This window comes from Paenibacillus sp. IITD108 (assembly GCF_036541265.1).
Taxonomy (GTDB): Bacteria; Bacillota; Bacilli; order Paenibacillales; family Paenibacillaceae; genus Pristimantibacillus.
On the sequence record NZ_JAZHCT010000007.1, the window covers coordinates 106,667 to 133,558 of the forward strand.

Here is a 26,892-nt window from a genome sequence, read left to right on the forward strand (position 1 = left end):
CGATGAGAGAATACCGGATAACTGAACTAGCCTATAAATATGTAAATTATGACATGATTCATACATATACTGAGCTTCCCCCTTTATCGGAACCTAGACTGCGCTTGCTGAGCGCAGTTCTTAATGAGAGCGACCATGCAGACAACAGCGAATTGTATGCGCTCGTTACCTCGCTCGTTCAGCTGGGCATGGATACGCATGATAGAATTGATAGTTCAACAACCGGCCGCAGTGAGCTTGAAATGCGCTCCACGCAGCTGAAGGTATTGGCAGGCGACTATTTTAGCACCCGTTTTTATCAATTGCTGGCGCAGCAAGGCCAAATTTCTATGATCGCCTCGCTCAGCGCCGCTGTTTGTGATGTAAACCGTTTGAAAATTGACTTTTATACTAAGCGCAAAAGAAACGAATTGACTACTGAGGAATATTTCAGCTATCGCGTCAAGATTAAAAGCCAAATGTTTCTCCAATACGGCGAGCTGCTCAAAGGAACTACAGCAAGACTGTGGCCTCAGCTGCTGCTTGGCATAAGCCGCTGCGAGGCCATTGTTGAAGAGCTGGAAGACGCCCGCCATCCTGAGCGCGTTACGAACAGCTGGGCCTATTGGCATCTTCAGCAGGCGGCAAGCGAGCAGGAGCAGCAGCTGCTACAGAAGGCTCAGCCTGAGCAAATCTATGCACTGCTTGTCCAGCATGCTATCGTGCAGCAGCTTAAGTCGCGTATGGATGACGCACTGAGCGAAGTACAGACAGCAATACGAAAGCTTGAATCAGAGGGACTGGCAGCAGAGCTGCTTGCGATTACAGATTCGCTTCGCACTAAATCTTTATTGTTTATTCCTGCATTGAATGAAACGAGGTGAGAAATAGATGAGTACATCATCCAAGAGTCATGTTCATGATTTATTTGAATCGATTGCGCCTAAGTACGATTTTATGAATGATCTTCTCAGCTTCAGAAGGCATAAAGCATGGCGTAAATTTACGATGAGGAAAATGGCGGTGCAAGAAGGGCAGACTGCTCTCGATTTATGCTGCGGTACTTGCGACTGGACGATTTCACTTGCTGAAGCGAGTAAGACAGGAAAAATTACCGGACTTGATTTCAGCCAAAATATGCTGGATGTCGGTGCCGTTAAAATTAAAGAGCAAAATTTGCAGCAGCAAATTGAGCTGGTGCAGGGCAATGCCATGGATCTTCCGTTTCCGGACAACAGCTTTGACTATGTTACCATTGGCTTTGGCCTGCGGAATGTTCCGGATTATAATCGGGTGCTGAATGAAATGAGACGGGTTGTAAAGCCTGGCGGGCATGTTGTGTGTCTGGAGCTTTCGAAGCCGATGTGGCAGCCTTTTAAGGGCTTGTATTATCTTTATTTTGAGAAGATACTGCCTATGATTGGCAAGATAGTTGCAAAAAGATTCAAAGAGTATCAGTGGCTGCCTGAGTCTTTAAAATCTTTTCCAGATGCAAAGCAGCTGGAGCAAATGTTTCGCGATGCCTCGCTGACTGAAGTGAAGGTGCATACTTTAACTGGCGGAATAGCGGCATTGCATATAGGCAAGAAGGAGCAGGTGCACTAGGATGTTTCGTAAATTACGCATAATTTTAGAGATGATCAAATTTGAACATACTATATTCGCGCTTCCGTTCGCTTATATGGGGGCGCTGCTAGGCGCAGTAGTGTTAGAGAAGCGGATGCCGACATGGTCCGAAATCGGCTGGATTACGCTCGCGATGTTCGGCGCAAGAAGCGCCGCGATGGGACTTAATCGATTGATTGACAAAGCGATCGATTTGAAAAATCCGCGCACGGCGCAAAGAGCTTTGCCGGCAGGCCTGCTGAAATCGGCAGAGGTATTGGCATTTATTATAATTTCATTCGCGTTATTATTTATAGCTTCCGCAAATTTATCGCCTATTACGATGAAGCTAATGCCGATTGCGGTATTCATGCTTGTCCTGTATTCCTATACGAAGCGCTTTACATGGCTATGCCATGTGGTGCTGGGGCTTACGATAGGGCTTTCACCGCTCGGCGGCTGGCTTGCTATTACCGGAACCGCATCATTGCCGGTATGGCTTCTCTATGTAACTGTAGCGCTGTGGATTGCAGGCTTTGACATTATTTATGCGACGCAGGATTACGAATATGACCGCGATAATGGCGTTCACTCTATCCCTGCCCGGTTTGGCATTGCAGGCGCGATTTGGATATCCAGAAGTTTTCATGTGGTAACGGCTGCCGGATTTTTATTGCTGTTTTGGCTGACAGATTTAAGCTGGGCCTATTTAGCAGGCACTGTTATTTCAGTCGCTTTACTGTTTTACCAGCACTGGCTTGTAAGGCCGAATGATTTGTCGCGAGTGCCTACAGCCTTTTTCGGGATGAATGGTACACTTAGCGTAGTGTTATTTATATTTACTATTTTTGATTTGGCGGTGCTGCATCAATGGTAGAACCAAAAAGGTGGATAGTGGGCATTACCGGAGCTAGCGGTGCGATTTATGGCATTAGGCTTATTGAAGAGCTGCTTGCCGGCGGTTTTGAGGTTCACCTTGTTATATCAGAGGCTGGCTGGCGTGTGCTGAAGGAAGAGCTGCTGTGGAGCGCATCACACAGAAAGGCTTCACTGCAAAAGCAATTCGGGGCTGCCATCGATTCGGGGCGGTTAATTTATTATCCGAGCGGCGACATTGGAGCCGCAATAGCAAGCGGCTCCTTTAGAACGGAAGGGATGATTATCATGCCTTGCTCGATGGGAACGGCTGCTTCGATCGCACATGGCGCCTCCAACAATTTATTGACACGTGCGGCTGATGTTATGCTGAAAGAAAGTAGGCGGCTGCTGCTGCTTCCGCGAGAGACTCCTTTCAATTCCATTCATTTGGAAAATCTGTTGAAGCTCTCAAGATTGGGAGTGAGAATTGTTCCAGCGATGCCGGCTTTTTATTTTATGCCGCAATCTATGGACGAAATGATTTCATTCATAGTAGGCAAGGTGCTGGACAATGTCGGCATAGAACATCAGCTGTATCGAAGATGGGGAGAGGAACAAAATGAGCATACACCATCGCTTCACCATCGGACAGATTGATTACGCGAATAGCTGGCCGTTGTTTTATGGATTGGACAAGCGGCTTGATCAAATCGAGTCCAGCATAACTTCCGCTGTGCCCTCTGATCTTAATCGCATGCTAGGCAGCGGTTTAATCGATGTATCCGGCATATCGTCATTTTCTTATGCGCAATATGCAGAGGATTATATATTACTGCCAGGCCTGTCTGTAGGTTCTGTCGGAAGAGTAAATTCAATACTGCTTTTTTTGAAGGAACCGCTTGGACAAAAACTGCCGGCCACTATCAATCTTTCGTCTACTTCAGCTACTTCTGTGAATTTGCTGAAAATAATGATGGAGTTGAGATTCCACTGCAAGCCGGCGTATGAAACGTCCTCAGGCAGTCTGGAAAGCATGCTTGAATCGGCCGATGGGGCATTGCTGATCGGCGATCCGGCAATTGCTGCTGCGTGGAGCAATAAGTCGCTGTATGTAATTGATCTAGGTGCAGCGTGGCATGAATGGACAGGCTACGGTATGACGTATGCGGTCGTTGCAGCCCGCAAATCAGCATTTGCAAGCTGTCCGCAGCTTTTGCATGAGCTGCATCGGGCATTGCTGGCGAACAGGATACATAATTGCAATCATATTAATCCGATAATAGATAAAGCCTGTACACAATTAGGCGGGCAGTACAGCTATTGGGATGATTATTTCAAATGCCTCAATTATGAATTCGGGCAGCAATTACAGGATGGACTTTCGCTTTATTACAGGTATGCCAAGCAGATTGGCTTATTGCAAAAGGATGTAACACTTTCTTTTTTGGAAGGCAAGCAAGCATAATGATTTATATTTTTAATGGACGGCGGAAGCCGTATATCCTTGAAAGACAAATTGCCCAATAGGTGAAAGAATGAAACTATTAGATTTGTACGCCAAATTAAAAGGGGATCTTCAGCAAATTGAACAGGAGCTTGAGCGTGCTGTATCCGATGACCATGCTCTGCTTAGCGACGCCTCGCTTCATTTGCTTAAGGCTGGTGGAAAAAGAATACGGCCTGTTATGATTCTGCTCGCAGGAAAATTTGGCCAATATCAGCTCGATGTACTGAAAAATGTAGCTGTTCCGCTTGAACTCATTCATATGGCATCACTTGTGCATGATGATGTTATTGATGATGCCGAGATGCGAAGAGGCAAGCCGACCGTCAAGTCCAAATGGGATAACAGAATCGCGATGTATACAGGTGATTATATTCATGGCAAAGCGCTGATGCTTGCGACCAAGCTGACAAACCCGCGTATTCATCAAGTGCTTTCCAAGGCGCTTGTTCAGATGTGTATAGGAGAAATGGAACAAATTCGTGATTTTTTCAATGTAGACCAGTCTGTTCGCAATTATTTGCTGCGTATTAGAAGAAAAACTGCCTTATTAATTGCTGTAAGCTGCCAGCTTGGGGCTATAGCGGCAAATTGTCCGCCCAAGTATGTTCAAGCTCTTTACAAATATGGATATAATGTAGGCATGGCCTTTCAAATTCGCGATGACCTGCTTGATTTATATGGAACTGAGAAGCAAATCGGCAAGCCGCCAGGGTCGGATTTGCGCCAGGGCAACATAACCTTGCCTGTTATAATGACACTGCAGGAGCCGGACAAAAAAGAAGATCTGCTTGCAGAGCTGGACAAAATCAGACTGCAGGAGCATGCCAATTCGCAGCATGCCGTTCAAATTGTAAAAAGCGGAAAAGGCGGCGGCATTGCCGATGAGCTTGCGAATCGCTATATTGAAAAAGCTTTAAAGGCGTTGGAGCAGCTTCCGGCTATTCCAGCTAGAAAAAATTTAGTTGATATTGCCCGCTTCGTAGGGAAGCGAAATTATTAAAAGGCAGCAGGAAGGAAGAGATGGCATGGAAAAAACGTTTTTAATGATCAAGCCTGATGGTGTGCAAAGAGGATTAATCGGAGAAATTGTCAGCCGCTTTGAAAAAAAAGGCCTGCAGCTGCTTGGAGCAAAATTTATGCTCATTCCGACAGAATTGGCTGAGCAGCATTACGCGGAGCACAAAGGGAAGCCGTTTTATGAGCCGCTGCTGAAGTTTGTAACGTCCGGCCCTGTATTCGCGATGGTTTGGGGCGGCGATAATGTGATAGCCCTGACAAGAGCAATGATTGGCAAGACAGATGCAGTTGAGGCTTATCCAGGAACGATTCGTTCAGATTTTGCAGTACATACGAATTTTAATTTGATCCATGGATCAGACTCTGCTGAAAATGCAGAAAGAGAAATAGCGCTTTTCTTTAAGGATGAGGAGATTATTTCATACGAGCATACCATTTCGCGCTGGATTTAACTCGTATTCATGGAGGCATGGGAGATGGAGGATGAGGATTTCAACCTCTTTATTGCTTATATTAAACGTAAAACAGCAATCGATTTGGCGCAGTACAAAGAAGTGCAAATGAAACGCCGCTTGACGACACTTAGGCAGAAACGCGGATTTTCCAGCTTTGCAGAATACAGCAGGGCGTTGGATCATGACCCGACATTGTTTGACGAATTTCTGGATCGGATGACGATTAACGTCTCGGAGTTTTACCGCAATCCAGCCCGATGGGAGGTGCTGGAGCAGCGCTTCCTGCCCGAGCTGTTTAAGAAGCAGTCGAGATTGAAAATATGGAGCGCCGCTTGCTCGACAGGCGAGGAGCCCTACACGCTGGCAATGATTTTATCAGAGCTGGGCATGCTGCAAAATACCGAGCTGCTTGCCACGGATTTGGATATGGGCGTGCTGAAAAAAGCACAGGAAGGCGTGTACGTCGAGCGATCGCTGCGAGATGTCCCGGCCAATTGCAAGAAGCAGTACTTCAAAGAGCAGGACGGGCAATTTTTTGTCGATGAACGTTTGAAGAAAGCTATCCGGTTTAAACAGCAAAATTTGTTGCATGACCGATTTGATACTGGATTTGATTTGATCGTATGCCGCAATGTTATGATCTATTTTACAGAAGAAGCAAAGCAGCAGCTGTATGCAAAGTTCGCAGAAGCTTTGAAGCCGGGAGGCTTGCTGTTTGTCGGCAGCACAGAGCAAATATTTTCGCCCGCCCAATTTTCTTTGGAGACAGCGGATACGTTCTTTTATCGTAAAGCAGCTATAAACGTATAGCAAATTGTCTTTTCTCCTATACTGATCATAACGACAGTCTATAGGAGGATTTTGCATCTATGGAAAAACGGAAGGTACTGGCAGCTTATCGTCGCGGCTTCCTTACGCTTGAGGAATGTGCGCAAATCATCGGTGTGGACAATCAGCAAATGGATCGGCTGCTTAAAGATTCAACCATATTTATGGATAGGAAAGAAGAAACCTATCACCAATCAGCAGTGCACTAACAATGCAAATTATTTTTAAGACAGCGCAACAAGCCGGCATGCTCTTCTTGCATTAGAAGACTGCCGGCTTTTGTGTTTTTCATGGACTGCCTAATCGTTGGCGAATTCGTTTAGCCTTATCTGATGTTTCTTGTCAAACTTTCGGTGCTGTACTATAATTAGCAAAGAAGTTTAGGGCTGTAAAGCAGTAATGAGCTATTGTTACACAAAGTAATCGTATTTATAAAATTAACTTTGATAATGAACAGACAGGTGGTACGTATGATGCGTGAGCTTACGGTTGATCTCGGTGAACGTTCCTATCCGATCTACATAGGAGAAGGACTTTTGCAGGATGCCTCTTCTTTTTTTACAAAACATAATATAAGCAAAAAATCGCCTTTATTAATCGTTACAGATACGAATATTGCACCAAAGTACTTGGAAGCATTGCAGAAGGAGCTGGTGCAAGGCGGATTTAAAGCTGAAGCGGCAGTCGTGCCTTCCGGGGAAAGCACTAAATCCTTGGCTATGCTTGAGAAGCTGGTAGGACAGGCGCTGGAAGCCGGGCTTGATAGAAAATCTACAATAGTCGCGCTAGGCGGCGGTGTCGTCGGCGATTTGGCAGGCTTTTTGGCGGCTTCTTATATGCGCGGCATTAAATTTATTCAAATTCCTACGACGATTCTTGCGCATGACAGCAGCGTAGGCGGCAAGGTTGCCGTCAATCATTCGCTAGCCAAAAATATCATCGGCGCTTTTCATCAGCCGGAATTTGTGCTGTACGATTTGAATACGCTCCAAAGCTTGCCTGCTCGCGAAATAAAAGCGGGATTGTCTGAGGTAGTTAAGCACGGCTTGATCTGGGACGAAAGCTTTGTCAGCTGGTGCGAGGTCAATTCAGAGAAGCTATTGGCACTGGATGCTGAAGCGCTGGGTTATGCGTTATATGTTGGCTGCGGCGTAAAAGCGGCGGTAGTGTCTCAGGATGAGCGGGAGAATGGGCTGCGCGCGATTTTGAATTTGGGGCATACAATTGGTCATGCTTTAGAAGCTGTTGCCGGTTACAATGAGCTGCTGCACGGCGAAGCAATCTCGATTGGCATGGTCGGATCCGCAAAGCTGGGCATGCGTTACGGAGCTACTGAAGAAGTGTATATTCGAACAAAAAATGTGCTTGCGAAACTGGGCTTGCCTGTGCGATTGCCAGAGCATTTTGATGTAGAGGCTATCATGAGCGCTATGATGCATGACAAAAAATTTCTTGAGGGCACAATGACATTTATCGTACCGACAGCAATCGGAAAAGTAGAAATTGAAAGCAATGTTTCTGTTGACTGGGTGAGAGAAATAGTGGAGCAATTAAAGCAGGAGGATGAATTATAATGAGCGTAAGAGGAATTAGAGGGGCTATAACCGTTGAAGCAAATGAAGCAAAGCAAATTTCAAGCGCAACACTGGAGCTGGTTAACGGCATTGTTGCAGCAAATCATTTGAATCCTGAGGATATTTGCAGTGTTTTTGTAACTGTTACGAACGATCTTGATGATACTTTTCCTGCTCAATCGATTAGACAGCTTCCGGGCTGGGAGCTAGTTCCATTAATGTGCTCGCTTGAGGTGCCGGTAAAAGGCAGTTTAAAGCATTGCATCAGACTTATGTTTTTAGTAAACACAGACAAGACCCAGGCTGAAATCGAACATGTATATTTACGTGGAGCGCAGGCGCTGCGGCCGGATTTATCCAAATCCTAACTTTTTATTGACGAAAAAGCGGCATTAGTATATATTTGTCTTATTCAGATAGTAACTAGCAAGCATCAGATGCATGATAGCTAAGATAGTTGACTCAATAATTAAAGTTGTTGAATGAGATTGAGTAGAGAGTTTAGTTAGAGCCAAGCAGAGTAGAGCAGAGTAGAGCTGAGTAGAGAGTAATAGTTGAGCTGAGTCTATAGAGATGAGAAGATGTGGCAGGCCGTTTAAATGCAGCACAGCTGTGTTTATATATGTCCACCGTGTTTATTTTTCATTTCGACATGAAACTAAACTATTTTTACTTTCACAATGATCTATATATGCGCGCTCCTGCTTAGGCAGGAGCTTTTTTGATTTTGTTTGGCCGATCAAGAGCAAGCCGGAATCAAAGAAGCATATCGAAGGAGGTCATTGTTATGGACAATGAATTTAGCCGAGTTGCACAGCTTGCAGAAACTTATAATTTAATCCCTATTGTCAGATATATGCTGGCGGATACAGAGTCGCCAATTCGCTTGTTTCAGCATTTTGCCAAGGATCGCCATTCCTTTTTGCTTGAAAGTGTAGAGGGCGGCGTGAAATGGGCCCGATACTCCTTTATAGGAACCGATCCTTTCATGATGCTTTACGGAAAAAAGAATGAAATGATGTTGGAGATAAACGGCGTCAAGAAAAAGCTGCAAAATAAACCGATCGAGCTTCTGAAGGAGAAGCTCAGTGCTTATCGTAGCCCTTCGCTTCCAGAGCTTCCTCCTTTTACTGGCGGAGCGATCGGATTTTTTGGTTATGATTTGCTGCAGCACTATGAGAATCTGCCAGCGCATCAAGTTGACGATATGAATATGAATGATTTGCAATTTATGTTTTGCGATCAAGTTGTCGTATTTGATCATTTTAAGCAGCAGCTGCAAATTATCGGCAATGTCCATATTAAACCGGATGCGACAGCTGCGGATGTAGCGGAAGCTTATGAGGCGGCTTGCCTAAAGATGGACGCGGTGATGGAACGGCTTCAGCAGCCTGCAAAAATGTTAGCAGCGGCAGGAGCATCCGTATCGATTGATCCGGATCTTGGGGATATACAGTCTAATGTGACCAAGGAGCAATTTTTGTCCAATGTGGAGCAAGCAAAAGAATATATTCGGGCAGGAGACTTGTTTCAAGTCGTACTGTCACAGCGGTTTAGCATGGAGACGGAAATAGATCCGCTGTTAGTGTACCGGGTGCTGCGCACTATGAATCCTTCACCGTATATGTACTATTTGAAAATGGATGAGGATATTATCGTTGGCACATCGCCTGAAGCTCTTGTCAAGGTTGACGGTGATCGGGTAGAGACGAGACCGATCGCGGGTACAAGGCCGAGAGGAAGAACGCCGGAGGAGGATTTGCAGCTGGAGCAGGAATTGCTCGCGGACGAGAAGGAACGGGCGGAGCATGTTATGCTTGTTGATCTGGGGCGCAATGATATTGGACGCGTGTCCGAATTTGGCTCAGTGAAATGTGATTCTTATATGGAGGTAGAGCGTTTTTCTCATGTGATGCATATTGTTTCCAATGTTTCAGGCAAGCTTCGCAAAGATAAAGACTTTTTCGATGCCTTTGTTTCATGCTTGCCAGCAGGAACAGTTTCCGGCGCTCCTAAGATTAGAGCGATGGAAGTCATTGCTGAGCTGGAGCGTGAAGCACGAGGCGCTTATGCGGGAGCTATCGGTTACTTAGGCTTCGGCGGCACAATGAATACGTGTATAACGATTCGAACGATTATTTTCAAAAAGGGCAGAGCGTATGTCCAGAGCGGTGCCGGCATCGTATGGGATTCGATTCCGGAAAATGAATATACGGAAACCGTTAATAAAGCGAAGGGAATGCTGAAGGCAATCCGTATGGCAGAAGCTATATTCGCCTCGAAGCAGACAAAGCGGCTGCCTATCAACTCTGATTATGAAGTAGCTGCAAGCAGAGGAGGCGTTTCATAATGACAGTCAAGCAATCCATTACGATTCAGCAAGCGCTGAGCAAGCTTATAAGCGGGTCGGGTCTGACGAGGGACGAGGCTCGCGCAGTGATGAGCATGATTATGAACGGCGAAGCTACTTCCTCTCAGATTGGCGCTGTAGCTACAGCGCTTCGCATGAAGGGCGAATCGAAAGAAGAGATTACCGGCTTTGCCGAAGTGATGCGCCAGTATTCAAGCCATGTTGCAACTAGTCAAGCCGGATTGCTGGATACATGCGGCACAGGCGGTTCAGGCATTCATAAATTTAATATTTCTACGGCATCATCCATTATCGCTGCCGCAGCCGGCATTCGCGTTGCAAAGCATGGCAATCGGGCAATGTCAGGAAAATCCGGGAGCGCTGACGTGTTGGAGGCGCTTGGCGTCGACATAAATTTAACTCCGCAGCAAGCGGCCGATTGTTTGGCCAGTATTGGCATTTGCTTTATGTTCGCCCAGCTGTATCATCCATCCTTGAAATATGCAGCAGCTCCAAGAAGAGAGCTGGGCGTAAGGACTATTTTCAATATGCTGGGACCTTTGACGAACCCTGCTGGCGCAGACCGGCAGCTGCTGGGCTTGTATGACCGCAGCCGAACGGAGACAATTGCATCTGTGCTGCAGGAATTAGGGCTGGCACGAGCTTTGGTCGTCAGCAGTCACGACGGCCTGGATGAGATCAGCATATCTGCAGCAACACAAATTTCTGAGCTGAAGGACGGCAAAGTATACACGTATCATTTGGAGCCGGAACAGCTTGGACTTCGCCGATATTCGATTCAAGATGTTATCGGCGGGGATGCGGGGGAAAATGCGGGCTTAATCACGGAAGTTTTCACAGGACAAAGACGAGATGCCTATCGAGACATCGTATTGGCTAACGCTGGGGCTTGCATTTATGTTGGCGGGAAGGCTGACACATTGCAGGCTGGTGTGGAAATTGCTGCTGAAGTTATCGATTCTGGCAAAGCGAGCGAGAAATTACAAGAACTTATCGTAAGAACAGGAGAGCTGAATCATGTTTCTGGATAAAATTGTTGCAACCAAGCGGCAGGAGGTAGAAGCGCTGTCAGCCAAATTTCAATTGGAGGAGGCAGAGCGCCGCATAAGCGAGCTGTCTGCTTGCCGCGGCTTTGAAAGGGCGCTGGGCATGCCGGCGCGCAAGCGTGCAATGGGCTTAATTGCAGAAGTGAAGAAGGCTTCTCCATCGAAAGGCTTGATCCGGGAAGATTTCGATCCCGTGCAATTGGCTGTGCTTTACCAAAAAGCTGGCGCAGACTGCATTTCAGTATTGACGGATGCAGATTATTTTCAAGGCTCCAATCATTATTTGTCGGCTGTTCGCGAAGCAGTGGAAATTCCGCTGCTGCGCAAGGACTTCACTATTGATTACCGTCAAATTTATGAAGCTCGCTTAATCGGAGCTGACGCTATTTTATTAATTGCGGCTATACTGACGAAGCAGCAGCTAAGAGAGTACTTCGATATTGCCAAATCAATCGGCCTTGATGTACTTGTCGAGGTTCACAACAAGCCAGAGCTGGATGCGGTGCTTTCAATGGATAAAGCGGCATTGATCGGCATAAATAATCGTGATTTGAAATCATTCCATACCGATCTTAAAACGACAGAGCAACTGATATCATTTATACCTAAAAATGTGACAATCATTAGCGAAAGCGGCATTTCCTCTCGCGCGGACATGGCATATTTACAGCAAGCCGGAGCAGATGGTGTGCTTATTGGCGAGCATTTCATGCGCCAGCCAAATGTGGAGCAGGCCGTGCACGATTTGATGGGCTAGGTGATGATTATGGCTAATCAGCTTAATCGAAATCAAGAAATTCATAATACCCGTATTAAAATTTGCGGATTTAAAGAAAGAGAACATATAGCGCAATTGCAGGGTTTGCCAATTCATGAGGTCGGGTTCGTATTTGCGCCAAGCAAAAGACAGGTAAATGCGCAGCAAGCTGCTGAGCTGGTTGCCGAGCTTAAAAACATTCGGGCAGCCGAGGGCAAGCCGCCGCGTGCTGTAGGCGTATTTGTAAATTTTGATATTGGAGATATATTGGCGATTACAGAAATAGCCCCGCTGGATGTTTTGCAATTGCATGGGGATGAAACTCCGGATTATTGCAAAAGGTTGAAGAGCAGATTGCCGCAAATTCATATTTGGAAGGTCTTTTCTGTTCGGTCAGAAACTGATTATAATGAAGCTTTGAGTGCTTTGCAGCCTTTTAGCGGCTGTATAGATGCTATATTGCTTGATGCTCCCGGGGGAGGAACAGGCCAGGTGTTTCAGTGGTCTGCCATCGAAGCTTATCAGGCCGCAGCAGCAAGCTGCAATTTGCCGCTTTACGCAGCAGGCGGCTTAAATGAGAGCAATGTGCAGCAATTGCTTCAAAAATACAAGGTTGACGGTATTGACGTATCCAGTGGTGTAGAGGCAGAAGGCAGAAAAAGTGTAAATAAAATAGAAATGTTTGTTAGAAGGGTGAGAGAGGCATGAAACAAGTACCAAATGAGCATGGACGATTTGGCAAATTCGGAGGAAGATATGTTCCTGAAACCTTGATGAACGTTTTGCTTGAGCTGGAGGAAGCATACAAGCATTACTCGCAGGATGAGAGCTTCAAAGAAGAGGTAAAGTATTTGCTGCATCAATATTCCGGACGTCCGACCGCGTTGTATTATGCAGAGCGATTGACAGAAATGCTCGGCGGAGCAAAGGTATATTTGAAACGTGAGGATATGAACCATACAGGGGCACATAAAATCAATAATACGATCGGTCAAGGCGTGCTGGCAAAGCGCATGGGCAAGACAAAAGTAATTGCCGAAACTGGCGCGGGACAGCATGGCGTAGCTACGGCAACGATTGCTGCGCTGCTTGGTTTGGAGTGCAAGGTGTTTATGGGCGAGGAGGATATGAAGCGCCAGCAGCTTAATGTTTTCCGCATGCGCCTGCTCGGTGCAGAGGTTGTACCTGTTACTTCAGGAACGCGTACCCTTAAAGATGCTTGTAATGAAACGCTGCGCTACTGGGTCAGTAATGTAACAGATACATTCTATATCCTTGGATCTGCGACCGGCCCCCATCCATACCCCATGATGGTTCGTGATTTTCAGCGGATTATCGGCGATGAAGCAAGAGAGCAAATTTTGCGACAGGAAGGCCGTTTGCCGGATTATATCGTTGCGGCAGTTGGCGGCGGCAGCAACGCTATGGGTATTTTCTACCCTTTTGTAAACGATGAGTCTGTTCGGCTTATCGGCGTTGAAGCAGCGGGCAAAGGAATTGATACAGAGTTTCATGCTGCAACGATGACCAAAGGCAGCCATGGTGTGTTCCAGGGCTCTATGAGCTATATGCTGCAGGATCAGTTCGGCCAAGTATTGCCTGCCCATTCCATATCGGCCGGGCTGGATTATCCGGGCGTAGGACCAGAGCATGCTTATCTCAAAGATTTGGGCAGAGCGCAATATTTTCCGATTACAGACCAGGAAGCGCTGGATGCGCTGCAGCTGCTTTCACGCAAGGAGGGCATCTTGCCTGCGCTTGAATCGGCTCATGCGATAGCGCATGCTGTAAAGCTTGTACCGACTTTAAGCAAAGATGAAATTGTAATCGTCAATCTGTCTGGACGCGGAGATAAAGATGTAGATGCAATTATGGGCTACTTAGGAGGCGGACTAGATGAATCTCATTGATCAAACATTTGCCCAGCTGAAGGCAGCTGGAAAAACGGCACTTATCCCATTTATTACGATGGGTGATCCAAGCCGGGATATATCTGTTCAAATTATTAAGCAGGCAGAGAAGGCCGGAGCTGACATCATAGAGCTTGGTGTTCCTTACTCTGATCCGTTAGCTGACGGTCCGGTCATTCAGCGTGCTTCAGAGCGTGCTTTAAGCCGTCAAATTACGCTGGAGGATTGCATGTCGATCGCGAAGCAGGCAAGAGATGAAGGCGTAAAGCTTCCATTTGTGCTGTTTACTTACTATAATCCAGTGCTTCAATATGGTCTTGAACGATTAATCGATGCAGTTAAAAGACATGATATTAGCGGATTGCTCATTCCTGATTTGCCGATTGAGGAAAATGAAGAAGTTCGTCGTCTTACAGAGGCAAATAATATTCATCTTATACCGTTAGTAGCGCCTACTTCCAAAAATCGCATCGTAAAAATTGTCAGCGAGGCAACTGGATTTGTTTACTGCGTGTCATCGCTGGGCGTAACAGGCGAGCGCGCTGATTTCCATCAGGAAATCGACAGCTTCCTGCAAACTGTCCGTGAGGCCTCCAATGTGCCGATCGCCATTGGATTCGGCATTTCAAGCCGTGAGCAGGTTGAAAGGTTTGAGAAGCTGTGCGATGGTGTGATTATAGGCAGCGCAATCGTGAGGACAATTGAAAGCAATATACCATTGCTCGAGGATAACAATAGAAAAGAAGAGGGATTGAACAATATAGGCAATTATATCGCTCATTTTAAAGGATAATATTGCAGCTTAACCTGACGAGAGCCTTCCGCAAAATGATGCGGAGGGCTTTTGTTGATTGGGCAAGCGAGGTAGAATGATCTTGCTTCATCCCTGTACTATACAAATGATGTTCATCTGTGAGACAATAGAAGCTGAAATTTTAATAAATTAAAATAAAGCACTTAATAAGAGGTGAACGGCAATGCAGCCAAAGTCTAATATTTTACATCTACCTGTCTATCAGCCGGGTAAACCAATTGAAGATGTGAAACGCGAGCTAGGTTTATCTGAAGTCATTAAACTTGCATCCAATGAAAATCCTTTTGGCTATTCCAATTTTGCTAAAGCAGCGATACAAGAGGAATTAAATAATATTCAAATTTATCCTGATGGCGCCAGCGTAGAGCTTACAAGCGCATTGGCAGGACAGCTAGGGGTTGAGCCAGGTCAAATCATTTTTGGGACTGGTTCTAGCGAAATTATATTGATGCTGGCCAGAGCGTATCTTGCGCCTGGTGACGAAACTGTTATGGCGGATGAAACCTTTCCACAATATAAGCATAATGCAGAAATCGAAAATGCTGTCGTTATTGAAGTTCCATTAAAGGATGGCAAGCATGATTTGCCGGCGATGCTGTCCAGAATTTCCGATAAAACTAAAATTGTATGGATTTGCAATCCAAATAATCCGACGGGAACCATCGTTGAGCATGAGGAGCTTGTCTCTTTCATGAACGCTGTTCCTGAGCAGGTGATGGTCGTACTGGATGAGGCTTATGGCGAGTATATCGATAATCCTGCATACAGCGATGGCATCCAGCTGCTGAAGCAGTATCGCAATCTGGTTGTACTGCGCACATTTTCGAAAATTTACGGTCTTGCTTCCTTACGTATCGGTTACGGAGTAGGCCACAGTGATGTGATCAAGTCCGTTAATCAAGTTCGTGAGCCTTTTAATACTTCGCGTATAGCTCAAGCTGCAGCTAAAGCCTCGCTGGCAGATGACGCCTTCCTTACGTATTGCCGAGAGCAGAATGAAGAGGGCATTAAATATTTGTGCGAGCAGTTTGATCGATTAGGATTGCCATACTTCCCTGCATACGGCAACTTCATCTTGTTCGATACGAAGCGTTCATCACCGGAAGTATTCGATGCGCTGCTTCGCAAAGGCATTGTGACTCGAGCGCGCTGGACGCATTATCCTACTTATATTCGCGTTTCTGTAGGCACGCAGAAACAGAATGAAAAATTTATTACTGCCCTTGAGCAAGTTTTACAGGAAGTGATGGTGCTTCAATAGCCTATGACTACAGTTGCTATATTTGGCGTTGGACTGATAGGAGGGTCCCTGGCTCTATGCTTCAAGGGAGATCCTTCGATCAAGGTGATCGGCTATTCCAATCGGCCTTCCTCCATCGAGAAATATTTACAAAGAGGAGTCGTTGATGCAGGGACGACTTCTATTCAAGAAGCGGCAGAGGCGGCAGATTTTATATTTTTGTGCGTTCCAGTAGGATTGCTTGATCAATATTTATCTGAGCTTGCCAGATGCAAGCTTAAATCAGGCTGTATCGTAACTGATGTAGGCAGTACCAAATCCTCTGTTGCTGCTTGCGCGCGGGCGGTCAATCTGGGCGATGCAGTATTTATTGGAGGCCATCCTATGGCAGGATCTGAGCGCTCCGGCGTAGAAGCGGCCTCTTCGCATTTATTCGAAAATGCCTACTATGTTTTAACACCGGACAAGCAGACGCCCCAAGCAGCCATAGACCGGCTTACTAAGCTGCTGCTGTGCACGAAGGCGAATATCGTAAAGGTAGATGCCGACGAGCATGACGAGATCGTCGGCGCAATCAGCCATTTGCCGCATCTCATTGCAGTAGCGCTTGTTAATCAAATTAGAGGCTACAATGAGCAAAATGGACTGTATGAGCAGCTTGCCGCAGGCGGGTTTAGAGATATTACAAGAATTGCTTCCAGTGACCCGGTTGTATGGCGCGATATTTTAATTAATAATCGTCAGGTCGTTTTGCAATTGCTGAAGGACTGGAATAAGGAAACGAATAAGTTTATCAGCATGCTGGAGCTGCAAGACGGCGATGCCATTATTGAAGCCTTTACTGAAGCGGGCGAATTTAGAAGCAAGCTGCCTGAAAGGCGAAAAGGAATCATTCAATCTATTTTTGAATGTTATGTAGATGTGCCTGATCATCCTGGCATTATTGGCAGTATCGCCAGTGAGCTGGGCAGTCATCGGATTAACCTGAGCAATATTCATATTATTGAGAGCAGGGAAGATATTCCTGGTGTGCTGAGGCTATCCTTTAAGGATCAGAAAAGCCTGGATGATGCGATTCAGCTATTGAGCAGTATGAATTATTCTGTTCATCAATAGCACCGCAGCAAGCGTTTTGGAATGAAAATAAACAAATTCCAAAACGCTTGTTGACATTTTGGAAGCGTATACATATAATAAAAGTACAGTATGGTTTCTCTCCACTCCTATCCAAAAACTGTAGCACCATATTGGTGCTAGCCACTCTTATGAGTGGCTTTTTTTTGTCTCGAAGCAGTGTTGCAAATTTGCGCAATTATTAGAATTGTTAGGATTATGAGGTTTTGTCGAACGAAGCAGGAATTTGCATTTGAAAATCGAATTGTATACTACAACGCAGACGTGTGTCTAAATTAGGCTTCATACTTTTGATCTAATCTGTTTTTATTTGAATACATATTAAGAATTGACCGCAACTATTTGTTCCCGGGACAGTACAATTATACATAGATGAATCCGGGGAAATAATCTTGCAGGTGGAGGAGGTTCGCCTGTCATGACTGATTCCCAACTGATACGTGAAATAAAGGAAGGTAATGTTGAGCTGTACGCTGAGCTGATGAATCGTTATCAGCGCAAAATTATGGCCTTTATTTTTCATATGCTGAAAAGCGCCAAGCTGGAGCTGCTGGCAGAGGATCTATGCTCCGAAACCTTTTACAAGGCCTATCGAAGTCTCCATTCTTTTCGTGAAGTGGATGCTTCTTTTTCTACGTGGCTGTATACGATAGCCCGCAACACCGTGCTGAGCGAGCTGCGCAAGCAGAAAGCGGTCCAAGTATCGATTGAAGACGCTGGGGTAGAGCCGATTGAATCGTTCGAGCTTATGCCAGAGCAGCAAGTGCTTCGCAATGAAAGAATGACGATGGTGCGCGAGGCGATCAATAAGCTGCCTGAAAAGCAGCGTTCAGCACTTATACTTCGTGAATATGATCAGCTTGATTATCAGGAAATTGCATGTATTATGGGGCAGACTGTTAGTTCAGTCAAATCATTGTTGTTTCGTGCACGGGCAAGTGTGAAGGCTCATCTTGAGCCGTATTTTGAACAACCCGCGATGCTTGAAGAAATCGAAGGGATGGATTCGCGATGAATTGCACAGAAGTACAATCATTGTTCGGAAGCTACTGGGATTTGTCGCAAGATAATGATTGTAGAGCTGAGATGGATGAACATATGAAATGCTGCGACAAATGTGCAGAGGAATTTCGTATTTGGGAAGAAAGCGAGCAATTGATTCGTGATTTTTCTGAAGATAATTATATAATAGGTCCGCTTGACCACATCAATCGCTCCGTTATGGACAGAATTTTTAAGGAGCAGTCCTGGATCGCGCCGGTGGCTGACAAAAGCTACTCGTTTACAAAGCAATTCAGGCGTAATTTGGCGATCATTATCGCCGGCTGCATGGCCATATTTGGCTGCTCATTATTTGTGCTTCTGTTTCAGCAGAGGAAGCACACAGGCGGGGCAGAGATCCAAATGATGTCAGGCTTGATGGATACAGGAATCGCTTCAGCTGAGAAAGCGACTTTGACTTCCGGCTTTTATTCCGAAGTGCCTATAGCTAGTATTAGCGATCCGCTAGTGCTAAAGATTGTTCCGTCATTTCCGCAGTATTACGTGGCGCTGTCTCTGTTAGGATTAGTGATGGCATTGCTGATGCTTAATTGGCTTTCGCGAACTAGAAGCTGAATATTACTTTGGATTAGGAGTTGTATTTGTTGAAAATAGGCTTCGTTAGACATGGACAAACCGATTGGAATAGCCAGGGTATTACTCAAGGGCAGACGGATATACCGTTGAATGAAGCAGGGATAGCGCAAGCTAAGCAGCTGGCTGCCCGATTGCAGCAGGATGAACAAATATGGGAGGCGGTTATTTCCAGTCCGCTTTCAAGAGCTTACGATACTGCCGCTATAGTAGCTGAGGCTCTTCAATTGCCGCTGCTGGCGCCAGACAGGCGGGTGCAGGAACGAAATTTCGGGCAAATAGAAGGAACAGCTGAACCGGAGCGGATCGAGCGCTGGGGCAAGGATTGGCGAAGCCGTTCCGAGCATTATGGGGTGGAGCCGGATGAAGCTGTATTTGAACGCGGCATGAGTTTTTTGAATGATTTGCGCGCATCGGCTCAATATGATAATGTTCTGCTTGTTTCGCATGGCAGCTTTATAGCGGTTATGCTTAATCAGCTGTGCTCTGACCTGAAGGACGAAAGATTAATGAATCTCTCCTATTCCATTTTGAGCTGGAATGAGGATGATTGGATTCCTTTGCTATATAACTGCACTCGCCATTTGGTCGAGAAATAAGCTTCGCTGGCTGACGCCAGCGAGCTTTTTTTATTTTCATGCCTAGTTTGAAACAATAAAAACTATCCCATACTAAAGCTAGTTGAGCTTAAGGAGGGGAGAACGCGATGAATTTGTCAGACATGCTAGTGTATGCGGATATCCAGCAGCTTAATAGAATTGCCGATATGTACAAATGTGATTGCAGCAGCAACTCAAAGCATGACTTGATTCAATCCATTTTGGCGGCAATGAGCAGCAAAGCATTTGATGAGCATGTCCATAAAATGACGCTTGAAGAGCTGCGATTCGTCAACACGCTGTTGTTTGAAACGAAAAAAGCTTACAGCATGGAGGATCTGATCGCTCGGGCCCAGCAGAGCAGATTTGAGCAGGAGAGCGACCGGCTGCATGCTGTTAACGGCGTTCAAGTCGCATTGCAGAGCGCAAACGCTGCAGGAAGCGCCGATTCTGCTGTCAAGCAGTCAAAAGGGGTTAAACGAAAAGCTGAGCAGAAGCTCAAATCCGTGCAAGAAACGGTCAAAAGCCCGCGAGAGATGATAGCAACCTTTAAACATCGAGGTTGGCTGTTCAATGGCTACAGCGGCCCAAATAAATATTTATTTCATGTCCCTCAGGATATGAAGCAAAGATTCCAAAAAATTATGCTGCACAGCTTTGCACAAAAGCTGGAATATTGCAATGAACCGGAAGCATACCGTGATGAACAGCTGTTGTTTGAGGATGATATCACTATTTTTTTGCGATATGCTCAGCAGAATGACATTCAGCTGGCGGCTGACGGCTCGATGTATAAGCGTTGGCTGACGGCAATATTGGATAGGCTTAGCGTTGGAGAGCAGCCGCCGGCCAAAGGGGAATGGCGATTCGGTTACGGGCGTCATTTCAATCATTACCCGAATCGTTTTTCGCTGCTCTATGATTTTTGCAGGTTCTCTGGTTATATTGCCGAGCAATCAAATGAGCTTCTTGCGATTACGCCTGCAGGCGAGGCAAGGCTGCTTGCTAAAAATGAGCAGGAAATCTCGCGACTGTATCAGTACTGGCTGAAGCAATACAAATTGCCTATTCCTAATCTTGAGGCTATTGTAAACTGGCTTGCCGAGTTATGCGGCAGGTGGGTGACAATTGCTTCGATCGAACAAATATTGCTGCCCTATATCAAGCCGTATTTTTACGATTCCGCGCAGTCTATATTGGAGCAGCGAGTCATTGCGATGCTGCTGCATCTTGGCTTGCTGCGCATTGGTGAGCATGCTGCTGCAGGCAGAGTCATCCGTATTACTCCGCTTGGCAAAGCGGTAATTCAAGGCACCTATAAGTGCTGAGCTGCAGTACAGTAGATAACCAGGCTAAATGCTGCGTTGACATTCGACTGGCACATTGGTAAAATTTCCCCACCGAAGGGAGATGAAGCAATTGCTTATACCATACAAAGGAATAATTCCTACACTGCAGCAGGATTGCTATGTAGCAGAGGGCGCAAAAATAATCGGCGATGTCGCAGTTGGCCCGCAGAGCACAATCTGGTTTAATGCTGTGCTAAGAGGAGATTTGGCGCCTATTAGAATTGGCAGCAGGTGCAACGTTCAAGACGGTGTTGTGGGACATGTAAATACAGATCAGCCGCTTCTATTGGCGGACGAGGTTTCTATAGGCCATAGCGCCATTATCCACGGTTGTACGATAGGCAAAGGCACTTTAATCGGAATGGGGGCCATAGTACTTAACGGGGCTGAAATTGGTGAATATGCTTTAATAGGAGCCGGTTCAATAGTAACCGAGAACAAAAAAATACCTTCCTATACGCTTTCTCTCGGATCACCAGCCAAAGTCGTACGTGAATTGACAGAGGATGATCTTACGCGAATGAGAAGAACGATGGAGAGCTACGTGACGAAAGGAATCGAATATAGGATCTCTTAAACGCAAGAAGGCGGAGGTGCATCCTATGGATAAAATGAAAGTCGCATACGAGGCTATGCTTGGCCTGGCAGCGGAAATGGTGCTGGATGAGGCTTTGCGTACGTTCGCGCTTAACAAATTGAATGATGAAATTGATAAGTCATTGGCTGCCGGAGATGAAAGCACATTTCACGCATTAGTACAGCAGCGCAATGAGCTTACTTCATATTAAGTTTTAATAAGCTTCCATGCTAATTAAGGCACTAAGCTCGCCTGGTCTAGCATTTGGAAGCTTTCTTTTGTAGAATAATAGTGATCAGTAAAAAATGATATGCAGCTAGGAGTGGATGCGCGGAATGAAGTTTAGTGAAATATCTGCGGAGGAATGGGGTTCCCTGCAGCCATATCTCGACACCTGCCTGCTCCCTGTTACAGGGTTGACGGGCATTGAGCAGCCCTTTGAGGCGACAGAGCAGCTTGAGAAATTGCGGGATATTATGGATTTGATTGAAATTCCGTTTAAGGGAAGGGTTGTTACTTACCCGGCAATGCATTTCTATACTAACGACGAGGCTTCGCGTAATATGCTGGAGCAAGTATGCAAATCTTTGAAAAAAACAGGTTTCAAGCATGTATTAATTGCTACAGCGCAGGCCGGGCTTGATGTTGCAGTGAATAACGCCAGTATGGTGCTTCGGCCGGAGCATGACGGAAGCTTGCCTGAAAGCAGCAAGGTAGCTGTAATGATGAGAGAGCTTTGGAATGGACAAGCTACATAAATTTGGTCTTTTTATGAATAATAAAGCAGGAATGTGGAGAAAACAAAACCAACATATATTCAAATGTGACAAAATGACAACAAATTATTGAACGTCATTTCCAATAGGCCTCAAATATTGTGCCAAATTCTTGACGCTCTTATATTGCTAGGCTATTATAAGTTATGTCCTAGTTCGTCATTTGTTTTGCCGTGCGGCAAAACGCGAGATATGGTTGGCAAAAAGGGGGTTAGAACAGAAGATGAGTAACCACGAACAACACGAGGCGGAGCATCGCCCGGCTAAACGCAAAGAGATGTCCCGGCGTCAATTTCTTTCTTATACGCTCGGCGGCACAACTGCTTTTATGATGGGTGGCGCTGTTTTGCCAATGGTTCGTTTTGCAGTTGACCCTCTTCTAGCAAAGAAGAGTGAGGGAGCCTACGTAAAGGTTGTTGAGGTCAGCAAAATTACGAATGAACCGCAAGAATTCAAATTTAAAATTCATCAGGTAGACGGATGGTATGAAAGCGATCCGGAACTGGTGGCCTGGATTTCCAAAGATGATGCAGGAAACATTTTTGCACTATCACCAGTGTGCAAGCATTTGGGCTGTACGATTTTTTGGAACACGAAGGGCTTGAACGAGTACGATTGTCCTTGTCATGATGCGCGTTATACGAGAGATGGTAAAAACATTACCGTTGCTCGATTGCCGCTTGATGAGTACGATGTCAAAGTAAACGAAGAAAATGGCTTCGTCTATTTAGGACCAATTAAACCGAACTCAAGAGTTAAGTAAGGAGGCGTAACTGCAGATGTTTAAAACTGTTTACAACTGGATTGACGAACGTCTTGACATTACGCCGCTTTGGAGAGATGTAGCCGACCATGAGGTGCCTGAGCACGTTAACCCGGCCCATCACTTCTCGGCTTTCGTTTACTGTTTTGGCGGATTGACGTTTTTCATTACAGTTATTCAAATTTTGTCAGGCATGTTCCTGACAATGTACTACGTGCCGGATATTATTAACGCTTATGCGAGTGTTGATTTCCTGCAGCACCAAGTTGCGTTTGGACAAATTGTTCGCGGTATGCACCATTTCGGTGCCAGCTTGGTTATCGTAATGATGTTCCTACATACTTTACGTGTATTCTTCACAGGTTCTTACAAAGCGCCTCGCGAGATGAACTGGGTTGTCGGAATGTTGATTTTCTTCATTATGCTAGGTCTAGGCTTTACAGGCTACCTGCTTCCGTGGGACAACAAAGCTTATTACGCAACAAAAGTTGGGGTTGAAATTGCAGCTTCCGTTCCATTCATCGGTTCCTACATTGCTGACTTCCTATACGGCGGCGACATTGTAGGCGCGCAGACGCTGACTCGCTTCTTCGCGATTCACGTATTTTTCTTGCCAGGTGCGCTAATAGCGTTATTGGCAGCGCATTTCCTGATGATTCGGAAACAGGGCATTTCAGGACCGTTATAAGCGAAAAGGAGGGGTAACGTATGGCTCAAGATCATTCATCAAAAGAAAAGGTAGTATACGTTGGTGATTCGCGAGTAAAGAAAGTTAACCATTCGAATATTCCGCCAGACTTTTCCGCTTATCCGGGAAAATCTGAAGCATTTATACCGTATTTCTTGCTTAAGGAATGGATGGTTGGTGTAGTAGTGTTGGTTGGGTTTTTGGCTTGGGTTGTCGCTGAGCCTGCGCCGCTAGGTTATCCGGCAGATCCGACGAATGCATCCTTTATTCCGATGCCTGACTGGTACTTCCTGTTTCTATATCAATTCTTGAAGTATCCATATGTATCACAGGATTATGTATTGTTAGGTACAATTGGTATTCCGGGCATTATGTTCGGCGGCTTGCTGCTGGCTCCATTCCTGGACACTGGGAAAGAGCGCCGCTTCTACCGTCGTCCAATTGCTTCCTCGCTAATGATTCTTACATTGGCGGCTTGCGTGTACTTGACATATTTCTCTTGGGATCATTATCAACATATGCTTGAAGAAAATGGACAAACACCAGAGCATCATTTGCGCGCTGAGCGTGCCAAAGAAGCGATTGAGGCAGGCAAGCCTCGTCCTAATCCGCTTAAGAAGGCAGCGATTATCGACGCGGATGATCCAGCAATGGAAATTGCCAAAACAGCTAACTGTATCGGCTGCCATGCGGCTGACTTCTCAGGCGCAAGCGCACCTGCTCTAACAGGAGTAGGAAACCGCATGACAACTGAGGAAATTGCACAGGTTATTACAGAAGGACGTAATAATGGTGCGATGCCAGGCTTTGCAGATTCCTTGTCTGCAGACGAAATCAATCAGCTTTCTGTATGGCTGTCCAAGCAAAAGCAGTAATAATAAGCAAATCATTCAAAAACCTGATCGTATCGTATACGGTCAGGTTTTTTGAAAATAAGCAGGTTAAGGTTTTCTATCGAAAGGATTCGATGCAATGAATTTATCTTTTTTTTGGAGCCGTTCCTTTTTGCTGAACCGCACTTTTTTATGGCTCTTGTTTATCGTGAATTTTTTAGGAACAATATATGGATACATATGGTATGGCGGTCAGCTCGAGCTTACAGCAGCGACTAAACCTTTATGGATGCTCGTATTCGTTCCGGATTCGCCGACTGCAAGCTTGTTTTTTACTCTGGCTTTACTTTACTTATTATTTCCTCCAACAGGAAAGAGCAAGCTCGTCCGTTACGGCAGAATGTTTATTGAAGGTTTAGCTGTAGTATGTTCAGTTAAATATGGGGTATGGGCAGTTGCTATCATCTTGGCTGGCATTTATCAAGGCGGCGATATTTATGCAACGGATATGATGCTCATTGTCTCTCATTTGGGGATGGCGATAGAAGCTCTATTATATATGCGGTTTATGACTGTTAGTAAGTCTATGCTAGCTGCTGCTACCTGCTGGCTGCTGCTTAATGATACAGCAGATTATACGTATGGGATTTACCCGAATTTGCCTTATGAGCTTAAAGATCAAGTACAGCAAGTAAAAATATTTACGTATTGCTTATCCTTGTGCAGCTTGCTGTTAGCTTTGCTTCTGCATCGGGGCAAAAAGTCGTAATAAATAAGGACAACCCTTCATAGTTTTATAGTGGAGGGATGTTCATGAGAGCCAAAATCATTATTTTTTCTTTATTCGGTGCTGTGCTGCTAGCTGGTTCTTTTGCAGTTTTAACGAAGTCCTTTGCCGCGGGTTATTCCGCCCCAACAACGGCTGCGCAAAATGCAGAGCTGCTGGAGCAGCTGGAAGCATCTATTAATAAAATTTATGAGGCTGCAGTCATTGATAATAGACAAGCTGGCTATGTGGAGCTGCAAAAGCTGAAGAAATATGTTGAACGTTACTTGGAAAAAAGCACTGATGTGCGGTTAACCGGCTGGCAGCAATTGCGGCATGAGGTTGAACGGCTGAGCATCAGCATGGAATCAGGCACGCTAGCGGTTAATTGGCATCAGCAGGCTGCCAAGCTCAGGCTTGCTATTGATTCGCAGATTCGGCCTCAAACAGCATTATGGCTGCAATATCAGCTGCTGCTAAAAGAAGATATTGCTCTGCTGAAAAAATCGTTATATGGGCAGTCTGATGGATTTATTCAAGCCGCGAGAGGGATTATGACGAGCATTGAAGGGAAATATGACCGTTTGAAGCTTGCCGGGTATATGGAGCAGGAGCCTGCAGTAATTGCCGCTGTTGAAGAGCGGATCGCTCACACCAAAAAACTGCTGTTCGACAAGCCTTATGCCACTAAAGAAAAACGTAATGAAATTGTAGCTTCTGTTGATGCGCTACATACAGTGTTTATCTCTTTATTTCAAGACAACACTCAAAGTATTGCTGCCTCCGTCTTGATTGTCGGTCCGGAATCAGAGGCGCTTGGATGGACGCTGTTTTTTGGCGGTTTTATTTTTACTGTGCTTGCATTCGTAAGCTGGCGCAAATATAAGCTGGCGCCTTACGGTGTGAAGCCTATTGCCAAGGGGTAGGGTTACAGCTATTCCTCTTTAAAGCCTTCTCCAAGCACATCATGCACATCATTTATTATAATAAATGCGCGAGGATCGTTGCGGCGAACAATTTCCTTTAGACGACGTGTTTCTTGTCTTGGGACAACGCAGTAAACGACCTCTTTTTTTTGATTGGAATACGCTCCCTTGGCAGCAAACAAAGTGACGCCTCTTTCTAATTGCAAAGATATATCATCTGCTATTTGCTTGCTTTGATCAGATATGATGGAAAAAGCTTTGGCAGAGTATGCGCCGTCTTGAATAAAATCAATAATTTTAGAGGCGATAAATACTACAACCAGTGTGTAAAGAATTTTGTCAATAGTTACGTAAAGCAGTCCTGACATAATAATGACAGCATCGAAGCTCAAAATAATTTGCCCCATACTGTAGCCCCGCTTGCGAGAAATAATCCGGGCAATAATATCAATTCCTCCAGTAGTGCCTCCAAATCGAAATACGATGCCCAAACCGGCTCCCAGTGAAACCCCTGCATACAATGCGGCAAGCATATAATCATGGCTGCCTTGAAACGGCACGACATAGCCAAGCTTAATGAGCTGTTCAAATACAGCCAAAAAAGCGGATAGAGACAAGATGCCCAGCAGCGTGTACACCATTTGTGATCTGCCAAGCTGCTTCCAGCCAATCAGAAATAGTGGAATATTAAGCACAAGTGTAGTGATGGAAAGCGGCAGGCCAAGCGCATAATTGAGCAGAACCGCTATGCCGGTTACACCGCCTTCCATTAACTGATTAGGGACGATAAAGTAATGCAGGCCAAAGGAGTAAATGGCTGTGCCAAGCATAATCGCCAATATAGATCGCCAGTCGCGAAAGTTCGAAAGCATGATTGTAAGCTCC

Annotated in this window: 32 protein-coding genes; 31 read left to right on the top strand and 1 reads right to left on the bottom strand. The window is 45.6% G+C overall.

Annotated features, from left to right (window positions below; genetic code table 11):
* Positions 1 to 2 precede the first annotated feature (2 nt).
* From V1L65_RS08390 to V1L65_RS08540, 31 genes are all read left to right on the top strand, one after another.
* Positions 3 to 863 (top strand): heptaprenyl diphosphate synthase component 1, encoded by an 861-nt coding sequence (locus tag V1L65_RS08390; protein ID WP_331698668.1) that lies wholly within the window; start codon positions 3 to 5, stop codon positions 861 to 863.
* A gap of 7 nt (positions 864 to 870) precedes the next feature.
* A complete protein-coding gene (locus tag V1L65_RS08395; RefSeq protein WP_331698669.1) occupies positions 871 to 1,584 on the top strand; it encodes a demethylmenaquinone methyltransferase in 714 nt (237 codons plus the stop codon).
* A 1-nt stretch (position 1,585) separates the two neighbouring features.
* A complete protein-coding gene (locus tag V1L65_RS08400; protein ID WP_331698670.1) occupies positions 1,586 to 2,461 on the top strand; it encodes a UbiA-like polyprenyltransferase in 876 nt (291 codons plus the stop codon).
* Positions 2,455 to 3,099 carry a UbiX family flavin prenyltransferase gene (locus V1L65_RS08405; protein ID WP_331698671.1) on the top strand — a complete coding sequence of 215 codons (645 nt, stop codon included), beginning with the start codon at positions 2,455 to 2,457 and terminating at the stop codon, positions 3,097 to 3,099. Before V1L65_RS08400 ends, V1L65_RS08405 begins: the two co-directional genes overlap by 7 nt.
* Complete coding sequence (locus V1L65_RS08410) at positions 3,062 to 3,907, top strand: menaquinone biosynthetic enzyme MqnA/MqnD family protein (protein WP_331698672.1); 846 nt, start codon at positions 3,062 to 3,064, stop codon at positions 3,905 to 3,907. The genes V1L65_RS08405 and V1L65_RS08410 overlap by 38 nt, the downstream gene beginning before the upstream one ends.
* A gap of 70 nt (positions 3,908 to 3,977) precedes the next feature.
* Complete coding sequence (locus tag V1L65_RS08415) at positions 3,978 to 4,949, top strand: polyprenyl synthetase family protein (protein WP_331698673.1); 972 nt, start codon at positions 3,978 to 3,980, stop codon at positions 4,947 to 4,949.
* Between the two features lie 25 nt (positions 4,950 to 4,974).
* Positions 4,975 to 5,418, top strand: a complete 444-nt coding sequence (gene ndk / locus V1L65_RS08420) for a nucleoside-diphosphate kinase (protein WP_331698674.1) — start codon at positions 4,975 to 4,977, stop codon at positions 5,416 to 5,418.
* 24 nt (positions 5,419 to 5,442) lie between these two features.
* Positions 5,443 to 6,231: a CheR family methyltransferase gene (locus V1L65_RS08425; protein WP_331698675.1), complete on the top strand. Its 789-nt coding sequence runs from the start codon at positions 5,443 to 5,445 to the stop codon at positions 6,229 to 6,231.
* 59 nt (positions 6,232 to 6,290) lie between these two features.
* Positions 6,291 to 6,458: a hypothetical protein gene (locus V1L65_RS08430; protein ID WP_331698676.1), complete on the top strand. Its 168-nt coding sequence runs from the start codon at positions 6,291 to 6,293 to the stop codon at positions 6,456 to 6,458.
* Positions 6,459 to 6,719: 261 nt separating this feature from the next.
* The gene (gene aroB, locus V1L65_RS08435) at positions 6,720 to 7,823 is read left to right on the top strand and encodes a 3-dehydroquinate synthase (RefSeq protein WP_331698677.1); all 1,104 of its coding nucleotides are present in this window, start codon (positions 6,720 to 6,722) and stop codon (positions 7,821 to 7,823) included.
* Positions 7,823 to 8,191: a chorismate mutase gene (aroH, locus tag V1L65_RS08440; RefSeq protein WP_331698678.1), complete on the top strand. Its 369-nt coding sequence runs from the start codon at positions 7,823 to 7,825 to the stop codon at positions 8,189 to 8,191. The genes aroB and aroH overlap by 1 nt, the downstream gene beginning before the upstream one ends.
* Before the next feature lie 419 nt (positions 8,192 to 8,610).
* Entirely contained in the window at positions 8,611 to 10,173 is a 1,563-nt protein-coding gene (gene trpE / locus V1L65_RS08445; protein WP_331698681.1) for an anthranilate synthase component I, read from the top strand.
* Complete coding sequence (gene trpD, locus V1L65_RS08450) at positions 10,173 to 11,225, top strand: anthranilate phosphoribosyltransferase (protein ID WP_331698682.1); 1,053 nt, start codon at positions 10,173 to 10,175, stop codon at positions 11,223 to 11,225. Before trpE ends, trpD begins: the two co-directional genes overlap by 1 nt.
* Complete coding sequence (gene trpC / locus V1L65_RS08455) at positions 11,212 to 11,997, top strand: indole-3-glycerol phosphate synthase TrpC (RefSeq protein ID WP_331698683.1); 786 nt, start codon at positions 11,212 to 11,214, stop codon at positions 11,995 to 11,997. Before trpD ends, trpC begins: the two co-directional genes overlap by 14 nt.
* Positions 11,998 to 12,006: 9 nt before the next feature.
* Positions 12,007 to 12,705, top strand: coding sequence for a phosphoribosylanthranilate isomerase (locus V1L65_RS08460; RefSeq protein ID WP_331698684.1), 699 nt, complete (start codon positions 12,007 to 12,009; stop codon positions 12,703 to 12,705).
* Positions 12,702 to 13,907 carry a tryptophan synthase subunit beta gene (gene trpB, locus V1L65_RS08465; RefSeq protein WP_331698685.1) on the top strand — a complete coding sequence of 402 codons (1,206 nt, stop codon included), beginning with the start codon at positions 12,702 to 12,704 and terminating at the stop codon, positions 13,905 to 13,907. The genes V1L65_RS08460 and trpB overlap by 4 nt, the downstream gene beginning before the upstream one ends.
* Positions 13,894 to 14,700 (top strand): tryptophan synthase subunit alpha, encoded by an 807-nt coding sequence (trpA, locus tag V1L65_RS08470; RefSeq protein WP_331698686.1) that lies wholly within the window; start codon positions 13,894 to 13,896, stop codon positions 14,698 to 14,700. The genes trpB and trpA overlap by 14 nt, the downstream gene beginning before the upstream one ends.
* 184 nt (positions 14,701 to 14,884) lie before the next feature.
* Positions 14,885 to 15,982 carry a histidinol-phosphate transaminase gene (hisC, locus tag V1L65_RS08475; RefSeq protein ID WP_331698687.1) on the top strand — a complete coding sequence of 366 codons (1,098 nt, stop codon included), beginning with the start codon at positions 14,885 to 14,887 and terminating at the stop codon, positions 15,980 to 15,982.
* A 3-nt stretch (positions 15,983 to 15,985) separates the two neighbouring features.
* A complete protein-coding gene (locus V1L65_RS08480) occupies positions 15,986 to 17,077 on the top strand; it encodes a prephenate dehydrogenase (protein ID WP_331698688.1) in 1,092 nt (363 codons plus the stop codon).
* A 436-nt stretch (positions 17,078 to 17,513) separates the two neighbouring features.
* Positions 17,514 to 18,110, top strand: a complete 597-nt coding sequence (locus V1L65_RS08485) for an RNA polymerase sigma factor (RefSeq protein WP_331698689.1) — start codon at positions 17,514 to 17,516, stop codon at positions 18,108 to 18,110.
* On the top strand, positions 18,107 to 18,712 hold the full coding sequence (locus tag V1L65_RS08490; protein ID WP_331698690.1) for an anti-sigma factor family protein: 606 nt from the start codon (positions 18,107 to 18,109) through the stop codon (positions 18,710 to 18,712). The genes V1L65_RS08485 and V1L65_RS08490 overlap by 4 nt, the downstream gene beginning before the upstream one ends.
* Positions 18,713 to 18,741: 29 nt before the next feature.
* Entirely contained in the window at positions 18,742 to 19,329 is a 588-nt protein-coding gene (locus V1L65_RS08495; RefSeq protein ID WP_331698691.1) for a histidine phosphatase family protein, read from the top strand.
* A gap of 107 nt (positions 19,330 to 19,436) precedes the next feature.
* Positions 19,437 to 20,657 (top strand): hypothetical protein, encoded by a 1,221-nt coding sequence (locus tag V1L65_RS08500; protein ID WP_331698692.1) that lies wholly within the window; start codon positions 19,437 to 19,439, stop codon positions 20,655 to 20,657.
* A gap of 91 nt (positions 20,658 to 20,748) precedes the next feature.
* Positions 20,749 to 21,255 carry a gamma carbonic anhydrase family protein gene (locus V1L65_RS08505; protein WP_331698693.1) on the top strand — a complete coding sequence of 169 codons (507 nt, stop codon included), beginning with the start codon at positions 20,749 to 20,751 and terminating at the stop codon, positions 21,253 to 21,255.
* Between the two features lie 25 nt (positions 21,256 to 21,280).
* Entirely contained in the window at positions 21,281 to 21,466 is a 186-nt protein-coding gene (locus V1L65_RS08510) for an IDEAL domain-containing protein (protein ID WP_331698694.1), read from the top strand.
* Between the two features lie 124 nt (positions 21,467 to 21,590).
* Positions 21,591 to 22,013: a DUF2487 family protein gene (locus tag V1L65_RS08515; protein WP_331698695.1), complete on the top strand. Its 423-nt coding sequence runs from the start codon at positions 21,591 to 21,593 to the stop codon at positions 22,011 to 22,013.
* A gap of 241 nt (positions 22,014 to 22,254) precedes the next feature.
* On the top strand, positions 22,255 to 22,794 hold the full coding sequence (locus tag V1L65_RS08520) for a ubiquinol-cytochrome c reductase iron-sulfur subunit (protein ID WP_331698696.1): 540 nt from the start codon (positions 22,255 to 22,257) through the stop codon (positions 22,792 to 22,794).
* 16 nt (positions 22,795 to 22,810) lie between these two features.
* Positions 22,811 to 23,482, top strand: coding sequence for a menaquinol-cytochrome c reductase cytochrome b subunit (gene qcrB / locus V1L65_RS08525; RefSeq protein ID WP_331698697.1), 672 nt, complete (start codon positions 22,811 to 22,813; stop codon positions 23,480 to 23,482).
* 20 nt (positions 23,483 to 23,502) lie between these two features.
* Positions 23,503 to 24,357: a c-type cytochrome gene (locus V1L65_RS08530; RefSeq protein WP_331698698.1), complete on the top strand. Its 855-nt coding sequence runs from the start codon at positions 23,503 to 23,505 to the stop codon at positions 24,355 to 24,357.
* Between the two features lie 97 nt (positions 24,358 to 24,454).
* Positions 24,455 to 25,084: a DUF1405 domain-containing protein gene (locus V1L65_RS08535; RefSeq protein WP_331698699.1), complete on the top strand. Its 630-nt coding sequence runs from the start codon at positions 24,455 to 24,457 to the stop codon at positions 25,082 to 25,084.
* A gap of 44 nt (positions 25,085 to 25,128) precedes the next feature.
* Positions 25,129 to 26,007 (top strand): sporulation protein YpjB, encoded by an 879-nt coding sequence (locus V1L65_RS08540; protein WP_331698700.1) that lies wholly within the window; start codon positions 25,129 to 25,131, stop codon positions 26,005 to 26,007.
* 8 nt (positions 26,008 to 26,015) lie between these two features.
* Here the strand turns inward: V1L65_RS08540 and V1L65_RS08545 are convergent, their stop codons facing one another.
* Positions 26,016 to 26,879, bottom strand: a complete 864-nt coding sequence (locus V1L65_RS08545; RefSeq protein WP_331698701.1) for a YitT family protein — start codon at positions 26,877 to 26,879, stop codon at positions 26,016 to 26,018.
* Positions 26,880 to 26,892 lie beyond the last annotated feature (13 nt).